The following is a 26351-nucleotide window of genomic DNA, read 5'->3' as shown; positions in this document are numbered from 1 at the left end:
GCTTCTGTTATTAAGCGAATCTGACCTTCCGCCCCTTGAAGGGGACGGCGATAACCCTACTTTGGGTATGTTGTCGAAAACCCAACAATGCCTGATAATAGTCCGGTTTTGTTTTCTAGGCACCGTAATGACCGAATACGCATTGCTCTTTGTTAGCATCCTTCTGGTAAATAATTTCGTCTTAGTGAAGTTTCTTGGGCTGTGCCCCTTTATGGGCGTGTCCAAAAAGCTCGAGACGGCGATTGGCATGGGCATGGCGACCACGTTTGTGATGACTGTCGGCTCCATGTTTTCCTGGTTGGTCAACGAATTTATTCTCGTTCCGCTCGATATTCTCTATTTGCGCACCATGGCCTTTATTTTGGTGCTCGCCGTGGTGGTGCAGTTCTCCGAGATGTTCGTGCGCAAAGTCAGCCCTGAGCTGTACCGACTGCTGGGGATTTTCCTACCGCTGATTACCACCAACTGTGCGGTGCTTGGCGTCGTGCTGCTCAACATCAACCTGTCGCACGGTTTCCTGCAATCGACAATTTATGGTTTCGGCGGCGCGGCGGGCTTCTCGCTGGTGATGGTACTCTTCGCCGCCATTCGTGAACGCCTTGCCGTGTCAGATATTCCTGCACCGTTCCGCGGTTCGTCTATCGCGCTGGTCACCGCAGGCCTGATGTCGCTGGCGTTTATGGGCTTTGCCGGACTGGTGAAATTCTGATGATCGCTATCTGGATTGCCATTGCGGCATTAAGCGCTCTCGCGCTGGCATTCGGTCTGGTGCTCGGCTACGCCTCCCGTCGGTTTGAAGTCGAAAACGATCCGATTGTGGAAGAAGTGGAAGCCATGCTGCCACAAAGCCAGTGCGGCCAGTGCGGTTACCCTGGCTGTCGGCCCTACGCCGAAGCGGTCGCGCTGAATGGTGAAAGTATTAATAAGTGTGGCCCCGGCGGCGAAGCGATGATGCTGAAGCTGGCTGAAAAGCTCAACGTCGATCCGCAACCGCTGGAAGGTGACGCCGATGTTCAAGCTCCCGCGCGCCATGTTGCCTGGATCGATGAAAGCAACTGCATCGGCTGCACCAAGTGCATTCAGGCCTGTCCGGTTGATGCCATCATCGGTAGCACCAAAGCGGTACACACCGTCGTCAGCGATTTGTGCACCGGCTGCGATCTCTGCGTCTCCCCTTGCCCGACGGACTGTATCGAATTACGTCCTATCGCGCCGACTCCCGCTAACTGGAAATGGGATCTCGATACGATTCCAGTACGCGTTATTCAAGTAGAACGACATGCTTAAGCTGTTTTCCGCCTTTAAAAAAGACAGAATCTGGGATTTCGACGGAGGCATTCATCCGCCGGAAATGAAGACGCAGTCCAGCCAGATACCACTGCGCCAGATCCCGCTGCCAGAACAGTTCATTATTCCGCTCAAGCAGCATCTTGGGCCGGAAGGCGAGATCTGCGTCAGCGTCGGCGATAAAGTCCTGCGCGGTCAGCCGTTAACGCGGGGAAAAGGCCGCACCTTGCCCGTTCACGCACCGACGTCGGGAACGGTGAACGCGATTCGCCAGCACACGACGGCGCACCCGTCTGGCCTGTCCGAACTCAGTATTATCATCGTGCCGGATGGCGACGATCGCTGGTGCGAACGCCAAACCTTGACGGATTACCGTGCGCAAAGCGTCGATACCCTGCTTGCCCATCTGCATCAGGCTGGCATCGCGGGCTTGGGTGGCGCCGGCTTCCCTACCGCGGCCAAGTTACAAGGCGGGATGCGCGGGATTGAAACCCTGATTATCAACGGCGCAGAGTGTGAACCCTATATCACCGCCGATGACCGACTCATGCAGGAGTGCGCCGAAGAGATTATTCAGGGCGTCGAGATTCTGTCATTCCTGTTGCAGCCGAAACGCATTCTGATTGGGATCGAAGATAACAAACCGGAAGCCATCAGCGCTCTGCGACTGGCCTTGGGTAAACGCAGCGACATGCAGCTGCGCGTCATCCCAACCAAGTATCCATCAGGCGGTGCCAAACAGCTCACCAAGATTCTGACTGGCAAGGAAGTCCCGTTCGGTAAACACTCCGCCGCCATTGGCGTACTGATGCAGAACGTCGGAACGGCTTTCGCCATCAAACGTGCCGTGATCGACGGCGAACCGCTCACCGAACGCGTGGTAACGCTGACCGGTGAAGCCTTGCGCCAGCCCGGCAACGTCTGGGCACGACTGGGGACACCAGTACGCCACCTGCTCAAACAAGGTGGCTTCCACGTCAATAAGCAGCCGATGGTCGTGATGGGTGGGCCGCTGATGGGCTTTACCCTGCCGTCGCTGGATGTCCCTATCGTCAAAATCAGTAACTGCCTGCTCGCGCCGTCACATGCGGAAATGGAGCCCGTTGCTGAAGAACAATCCTGCATTCGCTGTAGCAAATGTGCCGATGCTTGTCCGGCAGGCCTGTTACCGCAGCAGCTTTACTGGTTCAGTCGCGGGCAGGAACACGAAAAAGCCCGCAATCACCATCTGTTTGACTGCATCGAATGCGGTGCCTGCGCTTACGTCTGCCCTAGTAATATTCCGCTGGTGCAGTACTACCGTCAGGAAAAGGCCGAAATTCGGGCCATCGATGAAGAGGCACAGCGTGCTGCGCAGGCCAAAGTGCGCTTTGATGCTAAACAGGCTCGTCTGGAGCGGGAAAAAGCGGCACGCGAACTGCGCCACAAAAAGGCGGCGGCTAGCGTTTCCACCACGGATAAAGATGCCGTTCAGGCCGCGTTGGAGCGCGTACGCCGTAAGCAAACCGCTGCAACAGAGGTCGGTTCGCCAATCGAGGTCATCCCCGACGCACAGCCGGATAACAGTGCCGCCATCGCCGCGCGTGCTGCCCGCAAAACATTAGTACGCGAAGAACGGGCACGTGAAGAACGCTCACGTGAACAACCGACGCAGCAGGAAGCGCCTGCGGTCGAGGTTCCCTCTGCCGAGCTTGACGATCCCCGCAAAGCCGCCGTGGCCGCCGCTCTGGCACGCGTTAAAGCGCGTAAGGCTGCACAGCAGTCTGAGGCAGTAAACCCAGAAAGTACGGAAGAAGCGTCAATTCCCGCGGTTTCCAACGTGGCGGCAGAACCGATTGCTGTTGTTGAAGTACAAGAGTCGGACGATCCGCGTAAAGCTGCTGTTGCCGCTGCTATCGCACGCGTTAAAGCCCGCAAAGCCGCGCAGCAACCTGCAACAACCACGGAAGAGCCTGTTTCGGCGGCTGCCCCTGACGTAGTAGCAGAACCGACTGCCGTTGTTGAAGTACAAGAGCCAGAAGATCCACGTAAGGCTGCCGTTGCCGCCGCTATCGCGCGCGTTAAAGCTCGTAAAGCCGCGCAGCAATCAGCAACAAATACGGAAGAGCCTATTCCGTCGGCTGTCCCTGAAGTGGTAGTAGAACCGATTGCCGTTGTTGAAGTACAAGAGCCGGAAGATCCGCGCAAGGCTGCCGTTGCTGCCGCTATCGCTCGCGTTAAAGCCCGTAAAGCCGCGCAGGCATCGTCATATCAAGAGGAATAAATGGCTTTTAGAATTGCGAGTTCACCGTTCACACATAACCAGCAGCGCACACAGCGCATCATGCTGCTGGTCATTCTGGCCTGTCTGCCGGGTATGCTGGCGCAGTATTACTTCTTTGGCTACGGTAACCTGATTCAGGTCGGGCTAGCATCTGCTACCGCGCTTATCGCAGAAGGTGTGACACTGTCACTGAGGAAATTTGCCGTACGCACCACGCTGGCTGATAATTCCGCACTATTGACCGCCGTACTGCTCGGCATCAGCCTGCCACCGCTTGCGCCCTGGTGGATGGTGGTCATGGCGACCGTCTTCGCTATCATTATCGCTAAACAGCTGTATGGCGGCTTAGGGCAAAACCCTTTTAACCCTGCGATGATTGGCTATGTGGTGCTGCTGATCTCTTTCCCGGTCCAGATGACAAGCTGGCTGCCGCCCGCGCCGCTGCAAACCATTCCCGTCGGTTTCCATGATGCGTTAGTTATCATCTTTACCGGACACACCCCTGACGGGTACACCATGCAGCAGCTGATGCACAACGTTGATGGCGTCAGTCAGGCTACCCCGCTGGATACGTTTAAAACCAGCCTGCGCTCCGGCCAAACGCCGCAGGACATTCTGCAACAGCCGATGTTTGCCCAATCGCTGTCCGGTATTGGCTGGCAGTGGGTGAATATCGGTTTTCTTATCGGCGGACTGTTTTTGCTGATGCGCGGCACCATTCGCTGGCATATTCCGGTCAGTTTCCTGCTGTCGCTGATGTTCTGCGCCTCGCTAAGCTGGATCATTTCGCCGGAGAAATTCGCGCCACCGATGCTACATCTGCTGTCCGGGGCGACTATGCTCGGCGCATTTTTCATCGCAACCGATCCCGTTACCGCATCAACCACCAACCGAGGCCGCCTGATTTTCGGGGCACTGATTGGGTTACTGGTCTGGCTGATTCGTACCTACGGTGGCTACCCGGACGGCGTCGCGTTTGCCGTTCTTCTGGCAAATATCACCGTGCCGCTGATCGACTATTACACCAAGCCACGCGCTTACGGCCACCATCGCTGAGGAGACGCCCATGATGACGACAATGCGCCGCCACGCGACAACACTGGCCTTATTTGCTGCTGGCACGACTGCACTAACCGCCGTGGTGAACATGTTAACGGAACCGACGATCTCGCATCAGGCGATGTTGCAGCAAAAGATGCTGTTGGATCAGGTGGTTCCCGCCGAGTTATACAACAGTGACATGCAAAAAGAGTGTTACGTTGTCACTAACCCTGCACTCGGATCGTCAGCGCCGCACCGCGTGTTTATCGCCCGCCAGAACGGAGAACCGGTCGCTGCCGCACTGGAAAGTACCGCGCCAGATGGCTATTCTGGTGCTATTCGGCTGCTGGTCGGGGCTGATTTTCACGGAAAAGTACTCGGTGTTCGCGTTACCGAGCATCATGAAACACCGGGGCTCGGTGATAAAATCGAAGTACGAATCTCAGACTGGATCACTCGATTCAGTGGACAAACGGTACAGGACGAGCGAGATGCCCGCTGGGCAGTGAAGAAAGAAGGCGGAATGTTTGATCAATTTACCGGCGCCACCATTACGCCGCGCGCCGTCATTAACAGCGTAAAACGCAGCGCCCTTTACCTGCAAACGCTGCCGCCACAAATCAACACGCTGTCCGCCTGTGGAGAGAATCAATGAGTCAGACCAAAGCACTTTTCATTGACGGGTTATGGAAGAACAACTCGGCACTGGTTCAATTGCTGGGCCTTTGCCCCCTGCTGGCCGTGTCATCAACTGCGACTAACGCGCTGGGATTAGGGCTGGCAACCACGCTGGTTCTCACCTGTACCAACATGGCTGTCTCCGCGCTGCGTCGCTGGGTACCGGCGGAAATCCGTATTCCCATTTACGTCATGATCATCGCTTCGGTGGTTAGTACCGTGCAGATGCTGATCAACGCTTACGCCTATGGCTTATATCAATCGCTGGGGATTTTTATCCCGCTGATCGTGACGAACTGTATCGTTATCGGCCGGGCAGAAGCCTTTGCCTCCAAGAATGCGGTTTTCCCTTCCGCCATTGACGGTTTGGCAATGGGTTTAGGGGCGACCAGCGCACTGGTGGTACTCGGTTCTCTACGTGAAATTCTGGGTAACGGCACATTATTCGACGGCGCAGATTTGCTGTTGGGTAGTTGGGCTAAAGCTCTGCGCATTGAGGTTGTCCACCTCGATTCCCCGTTCCTGCTGGCAATGCTGCCACCGGGCGCGTTTATCGGCCTGGGACTGTTGCTGTCCGTGAAATATTTGATCGATGAGAAAATGAAACAACGCCGAGCCCGTGCCGCTGCCGCCGAAGGGAAAGCGGTGCCAACAACGGGTGCTGTAGGGGAATCGCTGTGAACAAGGTCAAACGGGTTGAGATCTTAACGCGTTTACGCGACAACAATCCCCATCCGACGACTGAATTACATTTCAGCACGCCGTTTGAACTGCTCATTGCCGTGCTGCTTTCCGCTCAGGCAACCGATGTCAGTGTGAACAAGGCAACCGCAAAGCTCTACCCTGTTGCCAACACGCCGGAAGCCCTGCTTGAACTCGGCGTAGACGGTGTGAAAGACTACATCAAGACAATCGGCCTGTTTAACAGCAAAGCGGAAAACGTCATCAAGACCTGCCGTTTATTGCTGGAAAAGCATCAGGGAGAGGTTCCCGAAGATCGCGCCGCGCTGGAAGCCTTACCCGGCGTAGGACGAAAAACGGCAAACGTCGTCCTGAATACCGCGTTTGGCTGGCCGACGATTGCCGTTGATACGCACATCTTTCGCGTCAGTAACCGGACAGGATTCGCTCCGGGTAAAAATGTCGAACAGGTAGAGGAAAAACTGCTGAAAGTGGTTCCGGCAGAATTTAAAGTCGACTGCCATCACTGGCTAATTCTGCATGGTCGTTACACCTGTATTGCCCGTAAACCGCGCTGCGGTTCCTGCCTGATTGAAGATTTATGTGAATTTGGCGAAAAGGTAGACGCCTAATCTGTCGTGGTCTGGTGGAATCCTTCTCACCAGATCGCCTTCTCCGTTATTCCTCACTCAGCCTCGTCTTTTGCTCTCTCATTAGCAAAGTGAGCCGCGTGTTCTCCACATTTTACTGCTCAGACAACGATGCTCTCAGGGGGTTTATTCGATGTGCTGTCGCGTATTCCTCTATCAAAAAGCCTGTATAAAAGTACAAGTAACCACTATTTAAGGCTAATAAGTTATTTTTAATAGAAAATTTAGTGATTGAAAGTCACGTGAGGTGATTATATCGATATTTATCTTATCGCCTGCTATTGATGTATTTTTATACTCACTGCATATTTAGTGATATGCAAAACATTAAACCGCATATTCATTCATAGTTAATGATATTATCTTAATTTTAAGTCAAAGGCAGATTATATCCCTTTCGTGGAAAACAAATAGGTAAAACCAATATAATCATTTGAAGCAAAAGAAAGTTATGAAATTAAACTCTGCATAACATTTAATTTATGGTTTTATCCAACACCCAAAACCACTTGTAACAAAACATGTCAAATGACTTGCCTGTCCGTAAAATCACGTCAATATAGCGCCGTTTTTCCTCCCCATAACTAGTCAAAAGAGGTTGCAGTTTCACTGCTTCACTCTTGTTATTTTCTCGTTAAAAAAAACGAGATAAGTAAAATCAGAGGTCTTTGTGTCAACAGCAAACAACAACAACGAATCCCCTGAAAGCGTCAGCATGAACGCCTTCAAACAACCAAAAGCGTTTTATCTCATCTTTAGCATCGAGCTGTGGGAGCGTTTTGGTTACTACGGTCTGCAAGGTATTATGGCGGTTTATCTGGTCAAAATGCTGGGTATGTCCGAAACCGACTCCATTACCCTTTTCTCTTCATTCAGTGCGCTGGTATACGGTTTCGTCGCCATTGGCGGCTGGCTGGGCGATAAAGTCCTCGGCACCAAACGTGTGATCGTACTGGGGGCTATCGTGCTGGCATTTGGCTACACCATGATTGCCTATTCAGGCCACAGCGTGACGTGGGTCTATATCGGCATGGCAACCATCGCCGTCGGTAGCGGGTTGTTTAAAGCGAACCCGTCAGCCCTGCTGTCTACCTGCTATGCAAAAGACGACCCGCGTCTGGATGGTGCTTTCACCATGTACTATATGTCGGTGAACATTGGTTCCTTCTTCTCGATGCTGGCGACACCATGGCTGGCAGCCCACTATGGCTGGAGCGTTGCATTTTCTCTCAGTGTGGTCGGTATGATTCTGACACTGGTGAACTTCATGTTCTGCCGTAAGTGGGTCAGTGCGCACGGTTCACATGCTGATTTCCAACCAATCAATTTATCAAAACTGGCGATGACCCTCGTCGGTATTGTCGCACTGGTCGTACTGTCGACCTGGCTGTTACATAATCAGTCCATCGCTCGCTGGATTCTGACGCTGATTTCGCTGGTCGTCGTCGCTATTTTCACCAAAGAAATATATGCGGTAAACGGCACTCAACGCCGAAAAATGATCGTTGCACTTCTGCTGATGTTGGAAGCGGTTGTCTTCTTTGTGTTGTATAGCCAGATGCCAACATCGCTGAACTTCTTTGCTATCCGCAACGTTGAACATTCGATTTTAGGTTTTGCCTTTGAGCCGGAGCAGTATCAGGCGTTCAATCCGTTCTGGATCATGCTTGCCAGCCCGATTCTGGCTGCGTTTTACAACAAGATGGGTGACCATCTGCCGATGGCGCACAAATTTGCGATTGGTATGGTGCTGTGCTCCGGCGCATTTCTGGTGCTGCCGTGGGGTGCCAGCATGGCAAACGAACAAGGTATTGTGTCCGTCAACTGGCTAATCCTCTGCTATGGCCTGCAAAGTATCGGGGAGTTGATGATTTCCGGTCTGGGCCTCGCGATGGTCGCTCAACTGGTACCACAGCGTCTGATGGGCTTCATTATGGGTGCCTGGTTCCTGACGTCAGCCGGTGCCGCCATTATCGCGGGCTACGTTGCTAATATGATGGCCGTGCCTGAGAATGTCGTAGACCCGCACGCCTCTCTTGAAATTTATAGCAATGTCTTCATGCAGATTGGTATCGTCACGGGCATCATCGCCGTTCTGATGCTGCTGACCGCGCCGAAACTGACGCGTATGACGCAGGATGTCACCGACGCCCCTGCGGACGCCGTCACTACGACAGCCTCTGCCTGATAACTCACCGGAACACGTCACACACATGACGGTATGACGTGTTACTGGTGAAGCGTTAGATGATAGCCAGATGATAAAAAGCCAGACAGTGTCTGGCTTTTTTTACGCTGGTTGATCCGTCCTGAATGATGCTTACTTCACTGGCAGCGTCACATCTTTGAACATCGCTTCAATTTCATCATTCGAACGCAGCGCAACGGCAGAATCAACAACATCGCGCGTTAAGTGCGGCGCAAATCGCTGGATGAAATCGTACATGTAGCTACGCAGGAACGTGCTGCGGCGGAAGCCGATTTTCGTCGTGCTGTAGCTGAAGATGCTGTTCGCGTTGATGGTCACCAGATCGGTTTCCGTCTGTGGATCGACCGCCATATTCGCAATAACCCCGACACCCAACCCTAAACGCACGTAGGTCTTAATGACATCGGCATCCGTGGCGGTAAAGACGATGCGCGGCGTAAGGCCAGCGCGGTTAAACGCCGTATCCAACTCGGAGCGCCCCGTAAAACCAAAGGTATAGGTGACGATAGGATAAGCGGCCAGTTCTTCGATGGTGATATCTGTCTTAGACGCCAACGGGTGATCCGGTTTGACTACCACCGCGCGATTCCAGTGGTAGCACGGCAGCATGATCAGGTCGTCGTACAAATGCAGCGCTTCGGTCGCAATAGCAAAATCCGCAGAGCCTTTCGCAACGGCCTCAGCAATCTGCGTCGGCGAGCCCTGATGCATGTGTAGCGACACGCGAGGGTAGCGATCGATAAAGCCTTTAATGACGCTTGGCAACGCGTAGCGCGCCTGCGTATGCGTGGTCGCGACATACAACGACCCTTTATCAGGATAGGTATGTTCTCCAGCAACCGCTTTGATGGCATCGACTTTCGACAACACTTCACGCGCAATGCGGATGACTTCCTGTCCGGCGGGTGTCACCTGTGTCAGGTGTTTTCCACTACGGGCAAAAATCTGAATGCCCAACTCATCCTCCAGCATGCGGACCTGTTTACTGATCCCCGGCTGGGAGGTGTACAACCCTTCTGCGGTAGAAGACACATTCAGGTTGTGATTAACAACTTCAACAATATAACGAAGCTGTTGTAGTTTCATAATTTATCCCATTCCCAATTGAAGTGTGCGCGTGGCATCTCACGACGTTCTGACGACGTTCCGTTTTATTGACTTTGATTGCGCCTTAACCATCTGGTGCATATTTCCATCAATTAATGTCATTTAATCATAAAAACTATTTTTATATAACCATTTTTGCATGGCGGCAGCGATAAAGAACGCGGTGCAGGCGATTATCACCGAGGTAAACCGCATTATTCTCTATCACGGATCAACAATCCTTATGCTACCGCAGCACAATCTTCATATATCTGTTTTATCTGGATATTTTCTGCGATCAAAAAAGCCAGCCTTGCGGCTGGCTTGATGTAGCGATGTTTTACACATAACCCAGTTATGCGCAGGGTAACTGAAAGAAGTTACTTCTTCCCTTCAACCCATTTGCCATCAATGTAAAACGCTGACCAGCCCGTTGCCTTGCCGTCTTTCTCTGACGAGACATATTGCTGTTTGGTCTTACGGCTGAAACGCACCTGCGTTTTGTTGCCGTCTTTATCAGCCACAGGAGCATCGGCCAGATAGCGCAGTTTTTCCGGTAAACGATCCTTGAATCGCACCAGTTCTTCTACCAGCGGTGCCCGCGTTTCGCGAGATTTCGGGAACGTATTAGCGGCAAGGAAAACCCCTGCTGCGCCATCACGTAATACGAAATAGGCATCAGACTTCTCGCAAGCCAGCTCAGGCAATGGCACCGGATCTTCTTTCGGTGGCGCAACATCGCCATTACGCAGGATCTTACGCGTGTTACTACACGTCTCGCCAGTGCACGCCATGTATTTACCGAAGCGACCCATTTTGAGGTGCATCTCAGAGCCACATTTCTCGCACTCAACAATCGGCCCATCGTAGCCTTTGATGCGGAACTCACCGGCTTCGATCTCATATCCGTCACAGGCTGGGTTATTCCCGCAAACGTGCAGCTTGCGCTGATTATCAATCAGGTAGCTGTCCATCGCCGTACCGCATTTTTCGCAGCGACGACGAGCACGCAGCGCGTTGGTTTCGGCATCGTCGCCTTCCAACACGTTCAGCACTTCCGTTTCCGGTATCAGGTTGATCGTGGTCTTACAGCGCTCTTTCGGCGGCAGTGCATAGCCGGAACAGCCCAGGAACACCCCAGTACTGGCAGTACGGATACCCATTTGACGAGAGCAAGTTGGGCAGTCAATGCTGGTTAATACCATCGCATTGGGGCGCATGCCGCCTTCTTCAGGATCCTGCTCTGCTTTTTCCAACTGCTGGCTAAATTCGTTGAAGAACTCATCCAGTACCGCTTTCCATTCCGCCTGATTATTGGCGACCTGATCGAGGCGGCTTTCCATCCGTGCGGTGAAATCGTAATTCATCAGTTCGCGGAAGTTCTCTTCCAGTCGATCGGTAACGATTTCACCCATTTTCTCGGCGTAGAAACGGCGATTTTCCGCTCGGACATAGCCGCGATCCTGGATGGTTGAAATAATAGATGCGTAGGTAGACGGACGACCAATCCCGCGTTTTTCCAGCTCTTTAACCAGAGAAGCATCGCTGTAACGTGCAGGTGGTTTAGTGAAGTGTTGCCCTGGCAGCAGTTTCTGCAGCGACAGCGCTTCGCCCACCGCCACGGTCGGCAACGTGCGGTCTTCATCATTTTTACGCAGCGCAGGCATGACTTTCGTCCAGCCATCGAAGCGTAGCGTACGGCCTTTGGCACGCAGCTGATAATCGGCAGCTTCCACGATTAACGTGGTGGAATCGTATTGTGCTGGCGTCATTTGGCATGCAACGAACTGACGCCAAATCAGCTGATACAGCTTCTGCGCATCGGCTTCCATATCTTTCAGGTTGTCAGCTAACACGCCGACATCGGAAGGACGAATCGCTTCGTGCGCTTCCTGCGAGTTTTCTTTGCTGCTGTAAAGGTTCGCAGACTCCGGCAGATAGCGCTTGCCGAACTCTTCGCCAATATAGCCACGTACCATCGTCAAGGCATCCTGACTGAGGTTCGTTGAGTCGGTACGCATGTAGGTAATGTAGCCCGCTTCGTACAGACGCTGCGCCATCATCATGGTCTTTTTCACGCCGAAGCCAAGGCGCGTACTGGCAGCCTGTTGCAGCGTGGAGGTGATGAACGGCGCGCCTGGCTTGCTGCTGGTCGGCTTATCTTCACGATCGGCAACCACATAGCGCGCGTTCTCAAGCAGGCTGACCGCCGCATGCGTTTGTTCTTTATTAACCGGTTTAAACGGCTTGCCGTTGTGATGCGTCACCTGCATTTGCAGTTGAATATCGCTGCCTGCCAGCAAATCAGCGTGCAGTTCCCAATATTCTTCCGGCACGAACGCTTTGATTTCACGCTCGCGATCGACAATCAGGCGTACCGCAACCGACTGTACGCGTCCAGCGGACAGGCCACGGGCGATTTTTTTCCACAGCAGCGGAGAAACCATGTAACCCACCACGCGATCCATAAATCGACGTGCCTGCTGGGCATTCACGCGGTCAATATTCAACGTGTCTGGTTTTTCAAACGCCTGTTTAATGGCATTTTTCGTGATTTCGTTAAACACCACGCGGCTGAAACGCTGATCGTCACCACCAATGATTTCCCGCAGGTGCCAGGCAATGGCTTCCCCTTCGCGGTCAAGGTCGGTTGCGAGATAGATGTGGTCAGCATTTTCCGCCAGTGTTTTTAATTCGGAGACAACCTTCTCCTTACCCGGCAGTATTTCGTAGTTGGCTTTCCAGCCATGATAAGGGTCGACGCCCATACGATTAACTAGCGCGGATTTCTCATCCTTTTTGACTTTCTTTTTCGTTTTATCTTTAGTCGTTGAGTCCGCGCTCTTTTTACTGACTGAGCCACTCGTCGGCAAATCGCGCACATGACCGACGCTGGATTTAACCACGTAGTCATTGCCTAAATACTTATTGATCGTTTTGGCTTTTGCCGGGGACTCGACGATAACGAGAGCTTTACCCATATGTACTATTACCTGCTGAATTCTTCTGAAAATCAGATATTTTTCGGGGCATCCAGAGCGGATTCTACTGACTGCGCAAAATCCCACACTCTACCTGATAAATATTGCCACGCAACCTAATTAGCATGGAAACTCTGTTTTATCCGCTTCCTACCACACTGAATATCGGCAGGTAAGCACCTAAAATGTAGTCCCTTTGCATCATAATCTACGCTTTACCCTGAAACCGTATCGCAGTACCCTTTCTCTTGGTGCGACTTTTGAAATAACCGCATTGCGTTTTGAAATCGCTGTGTTGATTTTAGAAATAGCCTTATTGATATAGTGCAACGCCCCCTTTTTTCAAGGGTGAGTACAGGAGTAACAATCATGTCACCTGAACATCAGGTTAACGAAGAAAAGCGTCCTATTGACCGCCAGAGCTTATTAATTGAAGCCAATGACATCATTAAACATCACGATGATTATTTGCATGGCATGGTCGCTGATAGCGTAGAACAAAAAAACGGCGTGCTGGTTTTTCGCGGTGAGTTTTTTCTCGATGAGAACGGAATACCGACCTTAAAAAGCACCGCGGTATTTAACATGTTCAAGCATCTTGCGCATATTTTATCCGAAAAATACGACCTGATCGATTAAATAGCTTGATCGATTAAAAACGAATGCCCGCAAATTCGCGGGCATTTGATTGTGTACGGCTTAATATTTTAGCAATTACAGCAGGGGCTTTGAACCACGTTGCCACCAGCGCAGCATCAGTCGTTCTGCGGTATCACCTGCGCTGCCCGTCAGACGATCCAGCAGGCGTTTACGCCGCGTATAGCGAACGCTTAAGACTTCATGGTTGGCCATTTCAGCAATCAGCAGATCGTCACTGGTGCCGATAGCGTCAATTAACCCCAGATCTTTCGCCTGAGTACCAAACCAGTGCTCTCCCGTCGCTACCGAATCAATATCCAGCGAAGGACGCATCTGCTGTACAAAATCCTTAAACAGCGTGTGTGTGACATTCAGATCTTCGCGGAATTTCTCACGGCCTTGTTCAGTATTCTCACCAAACAGCGTCAGCGTACGTTTGAATTCACCCGCGGTGTGCAGCTCAACATCAATGTCTTTGTTTTTCAGCAAACGGTGGAAATTGGGGATTTGCGCCACAACACCAATAGACCCGACAATCGCAAACGGTGCCGCTACGATGCGGTCAGCCACACAGGCCATCATATATCCGCCGCTGGCAGCCACTTTATCTACGGAAACCGTCAAGCGTACGCCGCCCTGACGTAAACGTTGCAATTGCGAGGCCGCCAACCCATAACCGTGCACTACACCGCCAGGGCTTTCCAGACGCAGCAATACCTCATCTTTCGGTTTCGCCACAGCGAGCACGGCGGAGATCTCTTCACGCAGCGAACTGACTTCGCCCGCATCCATACTGCCGTTGAAATCAAGCACGTACAGGCACGGCTTAACATTTTTCTCTTCGCCACGTTTGGCGCGCTGTTTATCTTGCTTCGCGGTTTCTTTTTCTTTCTTCTTTTCTTGTTTCGATAACAGCTTACGCTCGGTGTCGCTCATACAGGCAGTCTGCATTTCGCGCTGCATTTCCTGATATTGTTCACCCAGATTCGTGACCTGCAACTCACCTTTATGTGGGCGCTTACGCTGCGTCATCCCAAATGCCAGAACAACTAACGCACCAATAGCCACCACGATGGTGAGTACCTTAGCCAGGAATAAACCGTACAGAGAAAGTAATTCCACAAACACCGTCCTCATTGACTGCGTATTAATTAATGTTGGTTTACTCACCAACCATGGCGTTGACGTCGTGCGCCATTCCCTTCCTATAACCTAACTGATGGCACGCAATATGGCGATGTTATTCCTGCGGTTTTTACGCCTGTTGCTGCTTTTTACAACAGCACGGGGATAAATAGAGGCAGTCTCATTGAAAACATACGATATTTGAGGCATAACACCCCCATTCACCCTGCCCGGATGCGCCGTTATCTGACGTTCCGAGCGGCACGACTGACGCATATCGTCGTGCCGACACGCGATGGCAGGTCTATTATCTGAAGCGTGGCTGTTTTGCGCCACGGCAAGAGGAATTCATTGTGCATTACCAACCTAAAATCGATTTACTGCAAAACCGCATCATTCTGGTCACCGGTGCGGGCGACGGCATCGGTCGGGAAGCTGCGCTGACCTACGCCCGCTACGGCGCACACGTCATCTTATTAGGGCGGACAGAAAGTAAACTTCAGTCGGTTAAACAGCAGATCGAGCAGGATCACGGTACGCCAGCGCATGTTGTTGTTTGCGATATGCTGGCTTTATCCTCCGCGCAGTGCTTTCAACTGGCTGACGAACTGGCGCAGGTTGTGCCGCATCTGGATGGGGTTCTCCACAACGCCGGATTACTCGGGGAAATTGCCCCTATCACACAGCAAACGCCGGAAATCTGGCATCAGGTTATGCAGGTCAACGTCAACGCAACCTTTATGCTGACACAGGCGCTGCTGCCTCTATTATTGAAATCGCCTTGCTCCTCTCTGGTTTTCACCAGTTCCAGCGTGGGCCGCGAAGGTCGCGCCGGCTGGGGAGCCTATTCCGTATCCAAGTTCGCGACAGAAGGCTTGATGCAAGTGCTGGCCGAAGAATACCATTCACAAAATCTGCGCGTGAACTGCATCAACCCTGGCGGAACACGTACGGGAATGCGTGCATCGGCCTTCCCCAATGAAGATCCGATGAGACTGAAAACGCCAGCAGATATTATGCCGCTGTATCTCTACCTAATGGGCGATGACAGTCGCCGCAAGACGGGGATGAGTTTTGACGCGCAGCCGGGCAGAAAAGCCGGTCCAGCCGAATAATAGAGAAGAACACGCACGATGAGCGATGAACGCCACCAGCAACGCCAACAGCGCCTGAAAGAAAAGGTCGACGCCCGCATTGCCGCCGCAAATGAAACGCGCGGTATCCTGATCGTCTTCACCGGTAACGGGAAAGGAAAAACCACGGCGGCGTTTGGTACCGTCACGCGAGCGATAGGCCACGGATTACGGGCAGGCGTGATCCAGTTTATTAAAGGCGAATGGCCAAACGGTGAGAAGAACCTGCTGCAACAACACGGCGTGGAATTTCAAGTCATGGCGACGGGCTTTACCTGGGATACACAGAATCGCCAGACGGATACCGAAGCGGCACAGCACGTCTGGCAGCATGGCAAACGCATGTTGGCCGATCCACAGCTCGACCTCGTCGTGTTGGATGAACTGACGTATATGATTAGCTATGATTATCTGGATTTAAGTGACGTTGTCACCGCATTGAAACAGCGTCCTGCCGGGCAGACGGTCATTATTACCGGACGAGGTTGCCATCGTGATTTGTTGGAAATGGCCGATACTGTGACGGAAATGCGTCCAGTAAAACACGCGTTTGATAACGGGATTCAGGCACAGCAAGGCATTGACTGGTAGTCGTTAGCCTTATTGCTGACAAAGGCCGGTGCGCGGGAGTAACGGATAGATCGTAAAGACGCTGCAAGTACGTCCATGTAAGCTCGGATTGCGCCATCCCTGGCGCAAACGCTTTACTCTTCTATTCCGTTACGCCCGTTTTCATTCGGTAAATAACAACCTATTCGGGCAGCGAAGGCTGCCCGTGAAGCGTAGGAATAACGATATTAACCGTTGCGCTTCGACTTTGGCGAGGTACGGCGCGCCGGAGCACTGTTGAGCTGGCTGTGACGTTTTACTGCACGACGGATTTGGTTCGCTTTCACCCGACGGCGCTCACGCTCAACCGGTAGTTTCGATACCGTTTCTGCCGGAAGCTGCACTAATTCACGCAGATAGTTCAATTGTTCCAACGGCATTTCTGTCCAGCCACCGCGCGGAATACCTTTCGGCAACGAAATGTCGCCGTAGCGCACGCGAATCAGGCGGCTAACCTGCACGCCAACCGCTTCCCACAGACGGCGAACTTCACGGTTGCGCCCTTCGGTCAGCGTCACGTTATACCACTGGTTCAGACCTTCACCGCCCTGATAGCGGATAGTGCGGAATGATGCAGGGCCGTCTTCCAGCTGTACACCTTTACTCAGCTGTTTGATCTTTTCGTCGTCAACAACACCGAAGACACGCACGGCATATTCGCGCTCAACTTCACGGCTTGGGTGCATCAGGCGATTGGCTAACTCACCATCGGTCGTGAACAGCAGCAGACCGGAAGTGTTGACATCCAGACGCCCTACTGCAACCCAGCGAGAGCCCTGAATTTTTGGCAGACGGTCAAAGACCGTCGGGCGGCCATCAGGATCGTTACGGGTGCACAACTCACCTTCCGGTTTATAGTACATCAGTACGCGGCACACGGACTCTTCGGTTTCCTTAACGGTAACCACATGACCATCGATACGGATTTTGGTGGCTTTCGTCACTTCAACGCGATCGCCCAGAGTGGCAATCTTACCGTCAACGCTGACGCGTCCAGCCTGAATGATAACTTCAACTTCGCGGCGTGAGCCATGTCCGGCACGCGCCAGAACTTTTTGTAACTTTTCGCTCATTGAGCAACCTCTAGTGTCGCCTTCCCAGGCGTCGGGGGGAGTCATAACTGCTGATAAAATTCAGCACGTTACGTAAAAATAGTGTGTACGTAAAAATCGTTCGTCGTATTAAAAACTGGCGCGATTATACCGATCTTCGCGCCATTTGTATTCCCATTGTTACCGCTCGTCGCTGCACTTATAGGAACGGCGTGACATCACCGGTGCCTTCACGGGCGACGCGCGGCACGGATTCGGTCAAGTCGATAACCGTCGTCGGCTGTTGACCCAGTGAGCCACCGTGAATTATCAAATCCACCAGTTTTCCCAATCTGTCCTGAATTTCTTCGGGATCGGATTCGGCAAAATCATTTCCCGGCAACATCAGCGTGGTCGACATCAGCGGTTCATTCAGCGCGGCCAGCAACTCCAGTGCGATAGGATTAGACGGCACGCGCAGGCCGATGGTTTTACGCTTTTCATTCATTAAGCGGCGAGGCACCTCTTTCGTCGCTTTCAGAATAAACGTGTAATTACCCGGCGTATTATTTTTAATCAACCGGAAAGCCGAGTTATCAACATGGGCATATGTCGACAGTTCGGACAGATCGCGACACATCAACGTGAAGTTATGATCGCTCCCAAGATCGCGAATCCGGCAGATGCGTTCCAGCGCGTTCTTTTCGCCCAACATACAGCCCAACGCGTAACCGGAATCCGTTGGATAAACAATCACCCCACCTTTATGCAAAAATTCCACCGACTGATTGATCAATCGCGGCTGTGGATTCTGTGGGTGAATATAGAAAAACTGGCTCATGACCCTACCTCGTACGTCTGACATTTCGCGGCGTTGTGCATTCCAACCCGCTTCATCGTGCAAATAGTGTAATAGGATTATTATAGAACGTGTTGATGGTAAAAGATTGTTATTCCATGAATTTGTTATTTCAAAAAGAACGACATGGCATCAACACGGCTATGCACCGCTAGTCTACCAACACGGGATGATGCCAAACGGGTTCGACATCGGCAGGTAGCCACAGCTTGCGGCCCAGCTCAATCCAGGCGCACGGCAGATGGAAATCCGATCCTTGCGACGCCATTAGGTTGAAGTCGCGCGCATAGCGCCCCAGCTGCGTACGCTCATCCGGTGCCTGTTGGCATTGCGCCACTTCCATCGCGATCCCGCCGCTTTCTGAGAAGGTAGCTAATAGACGCTTTAACCATTTGGCTGTCAAATCGTAGCGCCCCGGATGCGCCAACACCGACACACCGCCGGATTGATGAATCGCCTCAATCGCTTGCGGAATGGTGCACCACTGCGGTGGCACATAGCCGATTTTGCCTTTCGCCAGATATTTTTTGAACACCTGATTCATATTCGCCGCGATACCCAGTTCGATCAGATAACGCGCAAAATGCGCACGTGTAATCTGCCCTCCGGTCGCCAGACGCTGTGCGCCAGCCAGCGCATCGGGAATACGGTTTTTTTGCAGTCGAGCCGCAATCTGTTCCGCCCGACTCTGCCGACACGCTGCCTGCTGTTGCAGCAACCCCGTTAACGCTGGGTGTGCAATATCCATCCCCAATCCGACAATATGGATCTCATGATTTTCCCACAGCGTGGAGATCTCCACGCCGGGAATCAACCTCAGCGGCAACCCCTGCTGTGCAATCGCATTCTGCGCTTCGTCAAGTCCAGCCGTCGTGTCGTGATCGGTAATGGCCAGCACGCTCACCCGCATGTCTACCGCCCGACTGACCAGCGCCGTCGGCGTTAAAAGGCCATCAGATGCCGTGGTATGGCTATGCAAATCATAAAGTGGAAATGACGATATCGGTTGAGAATCTTCTGGCACAAGCCTATCCATTAACAAGAATAATGCGAAGGCCGCATGATGCCATTAATAGGAAGCAAATGGTAATGCCCGCCGTTTCCCTGAGTAATAAAATAATCATATTGAAGGTGTTGACATTTTATCGCCGAACCAGTTAACTAGTACGCAAGCTCGGTACGCAGACAGTATATAAACAGTGAGATGATGATAATGGCAACGCAGAAAATGATGAAACATGGTTGGTGGCGCGCTTCCCTATCGCGGGTGGACTAATCACGCATCGCTGTTATCACACATGCAGATATTCCCAGGCCCGCTTAACTAAGCGGGCTTTTTATTTGATGGGCACAACATTAAACGGGTAGCAAGAATGCAAACAACACAACCTAAACTGGAACTGGAACTGCTGCGTATCGAGGCCGTTTATCGTAACGACCCCAGCGCCATCTTCCATCAACTCTGCGGTGCCAGACCGGCAACGTTGCTGTTAGAGTCGGCTGAAATCGACAGCAAGCAAAACCTGAAAAGCCTGTTAATCGTCGATAGCGCACTGCGCATCACCGCACTGGGTCAGCAGGTTTCCATTCAGGCATTAACCGCAAACGGTGCCAGCCTCCTGCCGCTTCTGGATGCCGCGCTGCCGGTGGAGATTATCAATCAACCGCGTCCGAACGGTCGTGAACTCACGTTCCCACTGGCAGACGCCATGCAGGACGAAGATGCTCGCCTGCGTTCGCTGTCCGTGTTTGATGCCTTACGCCAGATTTTGACGCTCGTCGCCTGCCCGACAGACGAGCGTGAAGCCATGTTCCTCGGCGGCCTGTTCGCCTACGATCTGGTCGCAGGATTTGAAGAATTACCTGCGCTGAGCCAGCAGCAGCGTTGCCCAGATTTTTGCTTCTATCTGGCAGAAACGCTGCTGGTGCTTGACCACCAAAAACGAGTGACCGCACTGCAAGCCAGCCTGTTTACACCGAACCATAGCGAAAAGCAGCGTCTGCAACAGCGTCTGGAACAGCTGCAACTTCAGCTCACCCAACCCGCGCCTGCGCTGCCGCGTCAGTCCATCGAAGATATGACGCTGAGCTGCAACCAGAGCGATGAAGCCTTCGGGGAAGTCGTCAGTCAGATGCAAGAAGCCATCCGCATCGGTGAAATTTTCCAGGTCGTGCCGTCACGTCGTTTCTCTCTGCCGTGTCCTTCACCGCTGGCCGCCTACCAAACGCTGAAGGATAGCAATCCCAGCCCTTACATGTTTTACATGCAGGATCAGGACTTCACGCTGTTCGGTGCCTCGCCGGAAAGCTCGCTGAAATACGATGCTGACAGCCGCCAAATCGAAATTTACCCCATTGCCGGTACCCGCCCGCGCGGTCGCCGTGCCGATGGCTCGCTGGATCGCGATCTCGATAGCCGCATTGAGTTGGAAATGCGTACCGACCATAAAGAGCTGGCTGAACATTTGATGCTGGTCGATTTAGCCCGTAACGATCTGGCGCGCATCTGTCAGCCGGGTAGCCGTTACGTTGCTGATTTGACCAAAGTTGACCGCTATTCCTTTGTGATGCATCTGGTCTCCCGTGTAGTGGGCACATTGCGTGAAGATTTAGATGTGCTGCACGCCTACCGCGCCTGCATGAACATGGGCACGCTGAGCGGCGCACCGAAAGTCCGGGCCATGCAGCTGATTGCCGAAAGTGAGAAAACCCGACGCGGCAGCTACGGCGGCGCGGTGGGCTACTTCACCGCTCACGGCGATCTGGACACCTGCATCGTCATTCGCTCCGCCTATGTCGAAGATGGTATTGCCACCGTTCAGGCCGGTGCGGGCGTGGTGCTGGATTCTAACCCTCAGGCCGAAGCCGACGAAACGCGTAATAAAGCTCGGGCCGTACTGCGAGCCATTGCCAGTGCGCACCATGCAAAGGAGATTTTCTGATGGCCGACATCCTGCTGCTCGATAATATCGATTCATTCACCTACAACCTGGTGGATCAGCTGCGTGCCAGCGGTCATCAGGTCGTGATTTACCGTAACCATCTGCCTGCCGACGTCATCATCGCGCGGTTACAGCAAATGGAAAAACCGATCCTGATGCTCTCCCCCGGCCCCGGCACGCCGGCAGAAGCAGGTTGTATGCCGGAACTGCTGCAACGTTTACGCGGTCAGTTACCGATCATCGGCATTTGCCTCGGCCATCAGGCCATCGTGGAAGCCTACGGCGGCCATGTCGGTCAGGCGGGTGAAATCCTGCACGGCAAAGCGTCAGCCATCGATCACGATGCCAGCGGCATGTTTACCGGTTTACCGCATCCGTTGCCCGTTGCCCGCTACCACTCGCTGGTCGGCAGCAACATTCCTTCGACGCTGACCGTCAACGCACACTTCAACACGATGGTCATGGCCGTGCGAAACGATGCGGATCGCGTCTGCGGTTTTCAATTCCATCCTGAGTCGATTCTGACCACGCACGGCGCTCGACTGCTGGAACAAACGCTGGACTGGGCGTTGGCTTAACGAGGGATACGATTATGCAACTGTCTGCTACACAACCGTCTTCTAAGACCCGGGAACCGTCTACTGCTCAGGATGTCATGACCATGCAACACATATTGGAAAAATTATACGGCGCGAACCCTATCAGCCGTCAGGAAAGTCAGGCATTGTTTGGTGCCATTATTCGCGGTGAACTGGAAGCCAGCCAGCTGGCAGCGGCGTTGATTAGCATGAAAGTGCGCGGCGAGCATCCCGATGAGATCGCCGGCGCCGCCACGGCCTTGCTGGCCGATGCGCAGCCGTTCCCACGCCCTGACTATTTATTTGCCGATATCGTCGGCACAGGCGGCGACGGTACCAACAGCATCAACATTTCGACGGCCAGTGCCTTCGTTGCTGCCAGCTGTGGCCTGAAAATCGCCAAGCACGGCAACCGCAGCGTATCCAGCCGTTCCGGTTCCTCCGACTTGCTCTCCGCTTTCGGTATTAAGCTGGATATGAGCGCGCAGGATTCCCGTCAGGCGCTGGACGATCTGGGCGTGTGTTTCCTGTTTGCTCCGCAATACCATCTGGGCTTCCGTCATGCCATGCCAGTTCGTCAGCAGCTCAAAACACGCACCGTCTTCAACGTGCTGGGGCCGTTGGTTAACCCCGCTCGCCCGCCGCTGGCGCTGATTGGCGTGTATAGCCCGAATTGGTTCGCCCTATCGCCGAAACGCTGAAGGTGTTGGGCTACCAACGTGCTGCCGTCGTACACGGCGGCGGGATGGATGAAGTCGCGCTTCATGCACCGACGCAGGTTGCTGAGTTGAACAATGGCGAGATCGAAATTTACGAACTGACGCACCGCGATTTCGGTCTGGATGCGTATCCGCTGTCGGCATTACAAGGCGGTACGCCAGAAGAAAATCGTGACATTCTCGCGTCACTGCTACAAGGTAAAGGTGAACGCGCGCACGCCGCTGCGGTTGCCGCCAACGTTGCGCTGCTCCTGAGATTATTCGGACAAGAAGATCTGCGCCAGAATGCGCAACAGGCGCTTGAAGTCATTCATAGTGGACAGGCTTATCAGCGCGTTATCGCCCTGTCCGCCAGAGGATAATGGAACCATGCAGGAAACCGTATTACATAAAATTGTGCGTGATAAAGCGCTCTGGGTTGCGGAACGAGAAAAAGCACAGCCGCTGGCCTCTTTTCAGCATGAGATCGTTCCCAGCCAGCGCGACTTTTATCAGGCGCTGAAACAAGATAAGCCCGCCTTTATTCTTGAATGCAAAAAGGCTTCACCGTCGAAGGGATTGATTCGCGATGATTTCGACCCGGTAGCGATAGCCCAGGTCTATAAAGATTACGCGTCTGCCATTTCCGTTTTGACCGACGAGAAGTATTTTCAGGGCGATTTTGCTTTCCTGCCGCAGGTTAGCGCGGCAGTACATCAGCCGGTGTTGTGCAAAGACTTTATTATTTCGCCCTACCAGATCTATCTGGCTCGTTACTATCAGGCCGATGCCATTCTGCTGATGTTGTCCGTGCTGGACGACGAGCAGTATCAGCAACTGGCCGAAGTAGCGCACAGCCTGAAGCTGGGCGTGTTGACAGAAGTCAGTAATGAAGAAGAACTGCTGCGGGCCATTCAGCTCGAAGCACGCGTCGTTGGGATCAACAACCGCGACCTGCGCGATCTCTCTATTGACCTCAACCGTACCCGGACGCTCGCACCGCGTCTGCCCGCAGGCGTCACCGTGATCAGTGAATCCGGTATCAACTGCCAGGCACAGATTCGTGAACTCAGCGCGTTTGCTCAGGGCTTCCTGATCGGCAGCTCACTGATGTCTGAGCCGGATCTGAACGGCGCGGTACGTCGCGTTATTCTGGGTGAGAACAAAGTTTGTGGACTAACGCGTGCAGCAGATGCACAGGCCGCCTATCAAGCGGGTGCGCTCTACGGCGGTTTAATCTTTGTCGCCAGTTCCCCACGCTATGTTGACGCCAAACAAGCCGCCGACGTTATGACGGGTGCCCCACTGCGCTATGTCGGTGTTTTCCGCAATGCGCCTGTCGAACACATCGTTGCTATCACGACTCAGTTGGGATTAGCAGCCGTTCAACTCCACGGCGATGAAGATCAACAGATCATCAACCAGCTACGTCAGCAATTACCGGCGGCTTGCCAGATTTGGAAAGCGCTGAGCATCGAGGATGTCCTGCCTGAGCGCAATCTCGCCCACGTCGATCGCTACGTGTTTGACAACGGTCAGGGCGGCAGCGGTAAAACCTTCAACTGGTCGCTGCTGGCGAATCAGTCATTGGATAACGTGCTGTTGGCCGGTGGCCTGAATAGCGATAACTGCGCACTGGCAGCACAGCAAGGTTGCGCAGGACTGGATTTCAATTCCGGGGTAGAAAGCGAACCGGGAAAAAAAGACTCACATAAAATTGCTGCGGTTTTTGCGACATTACGTCAACCGCAGCACTAAAACAGACGGGAAAATTATGACATTACTCAACCCTTATTTCGGTGAATTCGGCGGACAGTTTGTTCCGCAGATCCTCATCCCGGCGCTACGCCAGCTGGAAGAGGCTTTCGTCAGCGCACAAAAAGATCCTGAGTTTCAGGCCGAATTTACCGATCTATTGAAAAACTACGCGGGTCGCCCGACAGCGTTAACCCTGTGTAAAAACCTGACCGCTGGGACGAAAACTAAGCTGTACCTGAAACGCGAAGATCTACTGCACGGCGGTGCGCACAAAACCAATCAGGTACTCGGACAGGCGCTGCTGGCTAAACGCATGGGTAAAAGCGAAATCATCGCCGAAACCGGGGCGGGCCAACACGGTGTCGCAACGGCGCTGGCTTGCGCCCTGCTCGGCCTGAAATGCCGCGTCTATATGGGTGCCAAAGACGTTGAGCGCCAGTCGCCGAACGTGTTCCGCATGCGTTTGATGGGGGCAGAAGTAATTCCCGTTCACAGCGGTTCTTCCACGCTGAAAGATGCCTGCAACGAAGCGCTGCGTGACTGGTCCGGCAGCTATGAAACAGCACACTATCTGCTGGGAACGGCCGCTGGCCCGCATCCTTATCCGACTATCGTGCGCGAGTTTCAACGCATGATTGGTGAGGAAACCAAAGCGCAGATCCTGGAAAAAGAAGGTCGTTTGCCAGATGCAGTACTGGCCTGTGTCGGCGGTGGTTCTAACGCGATTGGGATGTTCGCTGATTTTATCGATGATACCGATGTCCGTCTGATCGGCATTGAGCCGGGCGGCTTGGGCATTGAATCCGGGCAGCACGGCGCACCGTTAAAACACGGCCGCGTGGGTATTTATTTCGGTATGAAGTCTCCGATGATGCAAACGTCTGACGGGCAAATTGAAGAGTCCTATTCTATTTCTGCCGGGCTGGATTTCCCGTCCGTAGGGCCGCAGCACGCCTATCTGAACAGCATTGGTCGCGCCGACTATGTCTCAATTACCGATGATGAAGCGTTGGATGCTTTCAAAGCGCTCTGCCGCGGTGAAGGGATTATTCCCGCGCTGGAATCCTCCCACGCTCTGGCGCACGCCTTGAAGATGATCAAAGCGGAACCGGAAAAAGAGCAACTGCTGGTGGTCAACCTGTCCGGCCGTGGTGATAAAGACATCTTTACCGTGCACGATATTTTGAAAGATCGGGGAGAAATCTGATGGAACGCTATCAACAGTTATTTAACCGCCTGTCAGAGAAAAAAGAAGGCGCGTTCGTTCCGTTTGTTACGCTGGGCGATCCCTCTCCCGAGCAGTCCCTGAAAATTATCGACACGCTGATTGCAGCCGGTGCCGATGCGTTGGAGCTGGGCGTGCCCTTCTCTGACCCGTTGGCGGATGGCCCGACCATTCAGGATGCCAACCTGCGCGCCTTTGCAGCAGGTGTCACACCAGACCAATGCTTCGAAATGCTGGCGGCCATACGTCAAAAATACCCGGAAATCCCGATTGGCCTGCTGATGTATGCCAATCTGGTCTTCAGCAACGGTATTGATGAATTTTATCAGCGCTGTGCGCAGGTTGGTGTCGATTCAGTTTTAGTGGCAGATGTGCCAGTGGTCGAGTCTGCACCGTTCCGTACAGCTGCGATGCGACACGGCATTGCCCCCATTTTTATTTGTCCACCCAATGCTGACGATGAACTGCTGCGCGAGATCGCCTCTTATGGCCGCGGCTACACCTATTTAGTGTCACGTGCGGGCGTGACTGGGGCAGAAAAGCGTGCGCAACTGCCGCTGAGTCATCTGGTTGCCAAACTGAACGCGTATCATGCAGCCCCCCCGCTGCAAGGATTTGGCATTTCCGATCCTGCTCAAGTGCGGGAAACGTTAGCATCAGGTGCCGCGGGTGCCATTTCTGGCTCCGCGATCGTACGGATTATCGAAAAAAATCTGAACCAGCCCGACGTCATGCTGTCAGAATTACACGCCTTTGTGAGTGAAATGAAAGCGGCTACGCGTTCATAACACGTTTCAGGCGCGCGATTTGTGCTTCACACAAGTCCTATCGCGCGCCGAATAATGTTTCAAATTATTTCTTATTTAATTAACGCGAAG

22 protein-coding genes, 1 pseudogene and 1 other annotated feature are annotated in these 26351 nt (G+C 53.1%); of the genes and pseudogenes, 17 read left to right on the top strand and 6 right to left on the bottom strand.

The window, feature by feature from the left end:
- Positions 1-127 precede the first annotated feature (127 nt).
- The 8 genes from rsxA (at position 128) to dtpA (ending at position 8788) form a co-directional block, all read left to right on the top strand.
- The gene (gene rsxA, locus BJJ97_RS15765; protein ID WP_095699446.1) at positions 128-709 is read left to right on the top strand and encodes an electron transport complex subunit RsxA; all 582 of its coding nucleotides are present in this window, start codon (positions 128-130) and stop codon (positions 707-709) included.
- On the top strand, positions 709-1287 hold the full coding sequence (rsxB, locus tag BJJ97_RS15760; RefSeq protein ID WP_010296123.1) for an electron transport complex subunit RsxB: 579 nt from the start codon (positions 709-711) through the stop codon (positions 1285-1287). The genes rsxA and rsxB overlap by 1 nt, the downstream gene beginning before the upstream one ends.
- Positions 1280-3550: an electron transport complex subunit RsxC gene (gene rsxC, locus BJJ97_RS15755; RefSeq protein WP_095994536.1), complete on the top strand. Its 2271-nt coding sequence runs from the start codon at positions 1280-1282 to the stop codon at positions 3548-3550. The genes rsxB and rsxC overlap by 8 nt, the downstream gene beginning before the upstream one ends.
- Positions 3551-4606: an electron transport complex subunit RsxD gene (gene rsxD, locus BJJ97_RS15750; protein ID WP_010275198.1), complete on the top strand. Its 1056-nt coding sequence runs from the start codon at positions 3551-3553 to the stop codon at positions 4604-4606.
- 10 nt (positions 4607-4616) lie between these two features.
- Entirely contained in the window at positions 4617-5246 is a 630-nt protein-coding gene (gene rsxG, locus BJJ97_RS15745; RefSeq protein WP_095994535.1) for an electron transport complex subunit RsxG, read from the top strand.
- Positions 5243-5950 (top strand): electron transport complex subunit E, encoded by a 708-nt coding sequence (locus tag BJJ97_RS15740; protein ID WP_095994534.1) that lies wholly within the window; start codon positions 5243-5245, stop codon positions 5948-5950. The genes rsxG and BJJ97_RS15740 overlap by 4 nt, the downstream gene beginning before the upstream one ends.
- Positions 5947-6582 (top strand): endonuclease III, encoded by a 636-nt coding sequence (gene nth, locus BJJ97_RS15735; protein WP_095994533.1) that lies wholly within the window; start codon positions 5947-5949, stop codon positions 6580-6582. Before BJJ97_RS15740 ends, nth begins: the two co-directional genes overlap by 4 nt.
- Positions 6583-7270: 688 nt before the next feature.
- Positions 7271-8788: a dipeptide/tripeptide permease DtpA gene (gene dtpA / locus BJJ97_RS15730; protein WP_095994532.1), complete on the top strand. Its 1518-nt coding sequence runs from the start codon at positions 7271-7273 to the stop codon at positions 8786-8788.
- A gap of 132 nt (positions 8789-8920) precedes the next feature.
- Here the strand turns inward: dtpA and cysB are convergent, their stop codons facing one another.
- Both cysB and topA read right to left on the bottom strand, forming a co-directional pair.
- Complete coding sequence (cysB, locus tag BJJ97_RS15725) at positions 8921-9895, bottom strand: HTH-type transcriptional regulator CysB (RefSeq protein ID WP_005968651.1); 975 nt, start codon at positions 9893-9895, stop codon at positions 8921-8923.
- 380 nt (positions 9896-10275) lie between these two features.
- On the bottom strand, positions 10276-12876 hold the full coding sequence (topA, locus tag BJJ97_RS15720; protein ID WP_095699439.1) for a type I DNA topoisomerase: 2601 nt from the start codon (positions 12874-12876) through the stop codon (positions 10276-10278).
- Positions 12877-13245: 369 nt separating this feature from the next.
- Here topA and BJJ97_RS15715 point away from each other — a divergent pair, with 369 nt between their 5' ends.
- Entirely contained in the window at positions 13246-13515 is a 270-nt protein-coding gene (locus BJJ97_RS15715) for a YciN family protein (protein ID WP_095994531.1), read from the top strand.
- 75 nt (positions 13516-13590) lie between these two features.
- Here BJJ97_RS15715 and sohB read toward each other — a convergent pair whose 3' ends face one another.
- Entirely contained in the window at positions 13591-14637 is a 1047-nt protein-coding gene (gene sohB, locus BJJ97_RS15710) for a protease SohB (RefSeq protein WP_095994530.1), read from the bottom strand.
- 356 nt (positions 14638-14993) lie between these two features.
- Between sohB and BJJ97_RS15705 the strand changes: the two genes are divergently transcribed.
- A complete protein-coding gene (locus BJJ97_RS15705; RefSeq protein WP_095994529.1) occupies positions 14994-15755 on the top strand; it encodes a YciK family oxidoreductase in 762 nt (253 codons plus the stop codon).
- An 18-nt stretch (positions 15756-15773) separates the two neighbouring features.
- Positions 15774-16364, top strand: a complete 591-nt coding sequence (cobO, locus tag BJJ97_RS15700) for a cob(I)yrinic acid a,c-diamide adenosyltransferase (RefSeq protein WP_039480859.1) — start codon at positions 15774-15776, stop codon at positions 16362-16364.
- A 206-nt stretch (positions 16365-16570) separates the two neighbouring features.
- Here the strand turns inward: cobO and rluB are convergent, their stop codons facing one another.
- The 3 genes from rluB to rnm form a co-directional block, all read right to left on the bottom strand.
- A complete protein-coding gene (gene rluB / locus BJJ97_RS15695) occupies positions 16571-17455 on the bottom strand; it encodes a 23S rRNA pseudouridine(2605) synthase RluB (RefSeq protein WP_039480862.1) in 885 nt (294 codons plus the stop codon).
- A gap of 178 nt (positions 17456-17633) precedes the next feature.
- Positions 17634-18254, bottom strand: coding sequence for an L-threonylcarbamoyladenylate synthase (locus tag BJJ97_RS15690; RefSeq protein ID WP_039480865.1), 621 nt, complete (start codon positions 18252-18254; stop codon positions 17634-17636).
- 169 nt (positions 18255-18423) lie between these two features.
- Complete coding sequence (gene rnm / locus BJJ97_RS15685) at positions 18424-19308, bottom strand: RNase RNM (RefSeq protein WP_167385201.1); 885 nt, start codon at positions 19306-19308, stop codon at positions 18424-18426.
- 201 nt (positions 19309-19509) lie between these two features.
- Positions 19510-19614 (top strand) — a sequence feature (Trp leader region).
- 31 nt (positions 19615-19645) lie between these two features.
- On the opposite strand from rnm, the gene BJJ97_RS15680 reads away from it, so the two are divergent.
- The 6 genes and pseudogenes from BJJ97_RS15680 (at position 19646) to trpA (ending at position 26261) form a co-directional block, all read left to right on the top strand.
- Positions 19646-21214 carry an anthranilate synthase component 1 gene (locus BJJ97_RS15680; RefSeq protein ID WP_095994527.1) on the top strand — a complete coding sequence of 523 codons (1569 nt, stop codon included), beginning with the start codon at positions 19646-19648 and terminating at the stop codon, positions 21212-21214.
- Positions 21214-21792 carry a glutamine amidotransferase-related protein gene (locus BJJ97_RS15675; RefSeq protein WP_095994526.1) on the top strand — a complete coding sequence of 193 codons (579 nt, stop codon included), beginning with the start codon at positions 21214-21216 and terminating at the stop codon, positions 21790-21792. The genes BJJ97_RS15680 and BJJ97_RS15675 overlap by 1 nt, the downstream gene beginning before the upstream one ends.
- 83 nt (positions 21793-21875) lie before the next feature.
- Positions 21876-22873: pseudogene (gene trpD, locus BJJ97_RS15670) on the top strand (anthranilate phosphoribosyltransferase).
- A 7-nt stretch (positions 22874-22880) separates the two neighbouring features.
- Positions 22881-24248 carry a bifunctional indole-3-glycerol-phosphate synthase TrpC/phosphoribosylanthranilate isomerase TrpF gene (gene trpCF / locus BJJ97_RS15665; RefSeq protein WP_095994525.1) on the top strand — a complete coding sequence of 456 codons (1368 nt, stop codon included), beginning with the start codon at positions 22881-22883 and terminating at the stop codon, positions 24246-24248.
- Positions 24249-24261: 13 nt separating this feature from the next.
- On the top strand, positions 24262-25455 hold the full coding sequence (gene trpB, locus BJJ97_RS15660) for a tryptophan synthase subunit beta (RefSeq protein WP_174866331.1): 1194 nt from the start codon (positions 24262-24264) through the stop codon (positions 25453-25455).
- Positions 25455-26261 carry a tryptophan synthase subunit alpha gene (trpA, locus tag BJJ97_RS15655; RefSeq protein ID WP_095994523.1) on the top strand — a complete coding sequence of 269 codons (807 nt, stop codon included), beginning with the start codon at positions 25455-25457 and terminating at the stop codon, positions 26259-26261. Before trpB ends, trpA begins: the two co-directional genes overlap by 1 nt.
- The last annotated feature ends 90 nt before the right edge of the window (positions 26262-26351 follow it).

Source organism: Pectobacterium polaris, from assembly GCF_002307355.1.
Lineage (GTDB): Bacteria > Pseudomonadota > Gammaproteobacteria > Enterobacterales > Enterobacteriaceae > Pectobacterium > Pectobacterium polare.
This window is presented reverse-complemented; position numbering and strand designations above follow the sequence as displayed.

What these genes read in the sequence shown, in the direction of transcription:
- rsxB (WP_010296123.1), top strand. Translation starts at nt 709, where the DNA reads ATGATCGCTATCTGGATTGCCATTGCGGCATTAAGCGCTCTCGCGCTG.
- rsxD (WP_010275198.1), top strand. Translation starts at nt 3,551, where the DNA reads ATGGCTTTTAGAATTGCGAGTTCACCGTTCACACATAACCAGCAGCGC.
- rsxA (WP_095699446.1), top strand. Translation starts at nt 128, where the DNA reads ATGACCGAATACGCATTGCTCTTTGTTAGCATCCTTCTGGTAAATAAT.
- BJJ97_RS15675 (WP_095994526.1), top strand. Translation starts at nt 21,214, where the DNA reads ATGGCCGACATCCTGCTGCTCGATAATATCGATTCATTCACCTACAAC.
- topA (WP_095699439.1), bottom strand. Translation starts at nt 12,876, where the DNA reads ATGGGTAAAGCTCTCGTTATCGTCGAGTCCCCGGCAAAAGCCAAAACG.
- BJJ97_RS15680 (WP_095994527.1), top strand. Translation starts at nt 19,646, where the DNA reads ATGCAAACAACACAACCTAAACTGGAACTGGAACTGCTGCGTATCGAG.
- cobO (WP_039480859.1), top strand. Translation starts at nt 15,774, where the DNA reads ATGAGCGATGAACGCCACCAGCAACGCCAACAGCGCCTGAAAGAAAAG.
- rluB (WP_039480862.1), bottom strand. Translation starts at nt 17,455, where the DNA reads ATGAGCGAAAAGTTACAAAAAGTTCTGGCGCGTGCCGGACATGGCTCA.
- BJJ97_RS15690 (WP_039480865.1), bottom strand. Translation starts at nt 18,254, where the DNA reads ATGAGCCAGTTTTTCTATATTCACCCACAGAATCCACAGCCGCGATTG.
- cysB (WP_005968651.1), bottom strand. Translation starts at nt 9,895, where the DNA reads ATGAAACTACAACAGCTTCGTTATATTGTTGAAGTTGTTAATCACAAC.
- rsxC (WP_095994536.1), top strand. Translation starts at nt 1,280, where the DNA reads ATGCTTAAGCTGTTTTCCGCCTTTAAAAAAGACAGAATCTGGGATTTC.
- BJJ97_RS15715 (WP_095994531.1), top strand. Translation starts at nt 13,246, where the DNA reads ATGTCACCTGAACATCAGGTTAACGAAGAAAAGCGTCCTATTGACCGC.
- trpCF (WP_095994525.1), top strand. Translation starts at nt 22,881, where the DNA reads ATGCAGGAAACCGTATTACATAAAATTGTGCGTGATAAAGCGCTCTGG.
- rnm (WP_167385201.1), bottom strand. Translation starts at nt 19,308, where the DNA reads ATGGATAGGCTTGTGCCAGAAGATTCTCAACCGATATCGTCATTTCCA.
- trpA (WP_095994523.1), top strand. Translation starts at nt 25,455, where the DNA reads ATGGAACGCTATCAACAGTTATTTAACCGCCTGTCAGAGAAAAAAGAA.
- BJJ97_RS15740 (WP_095994534.1), top strand. Translation starts at nt 5,243, where the DNA reads ATGAGTCAGACCAAAGCACTTTTCATTGACGGGTTATGGAAGAACAAC.
- rsxG (WP_095994535.1), top strand. Translation starts at nt 4,617, where the DNA reads ATGATGACGACAATGCGCCGCCACGCGACAACACTGGCCTTATTTGCT.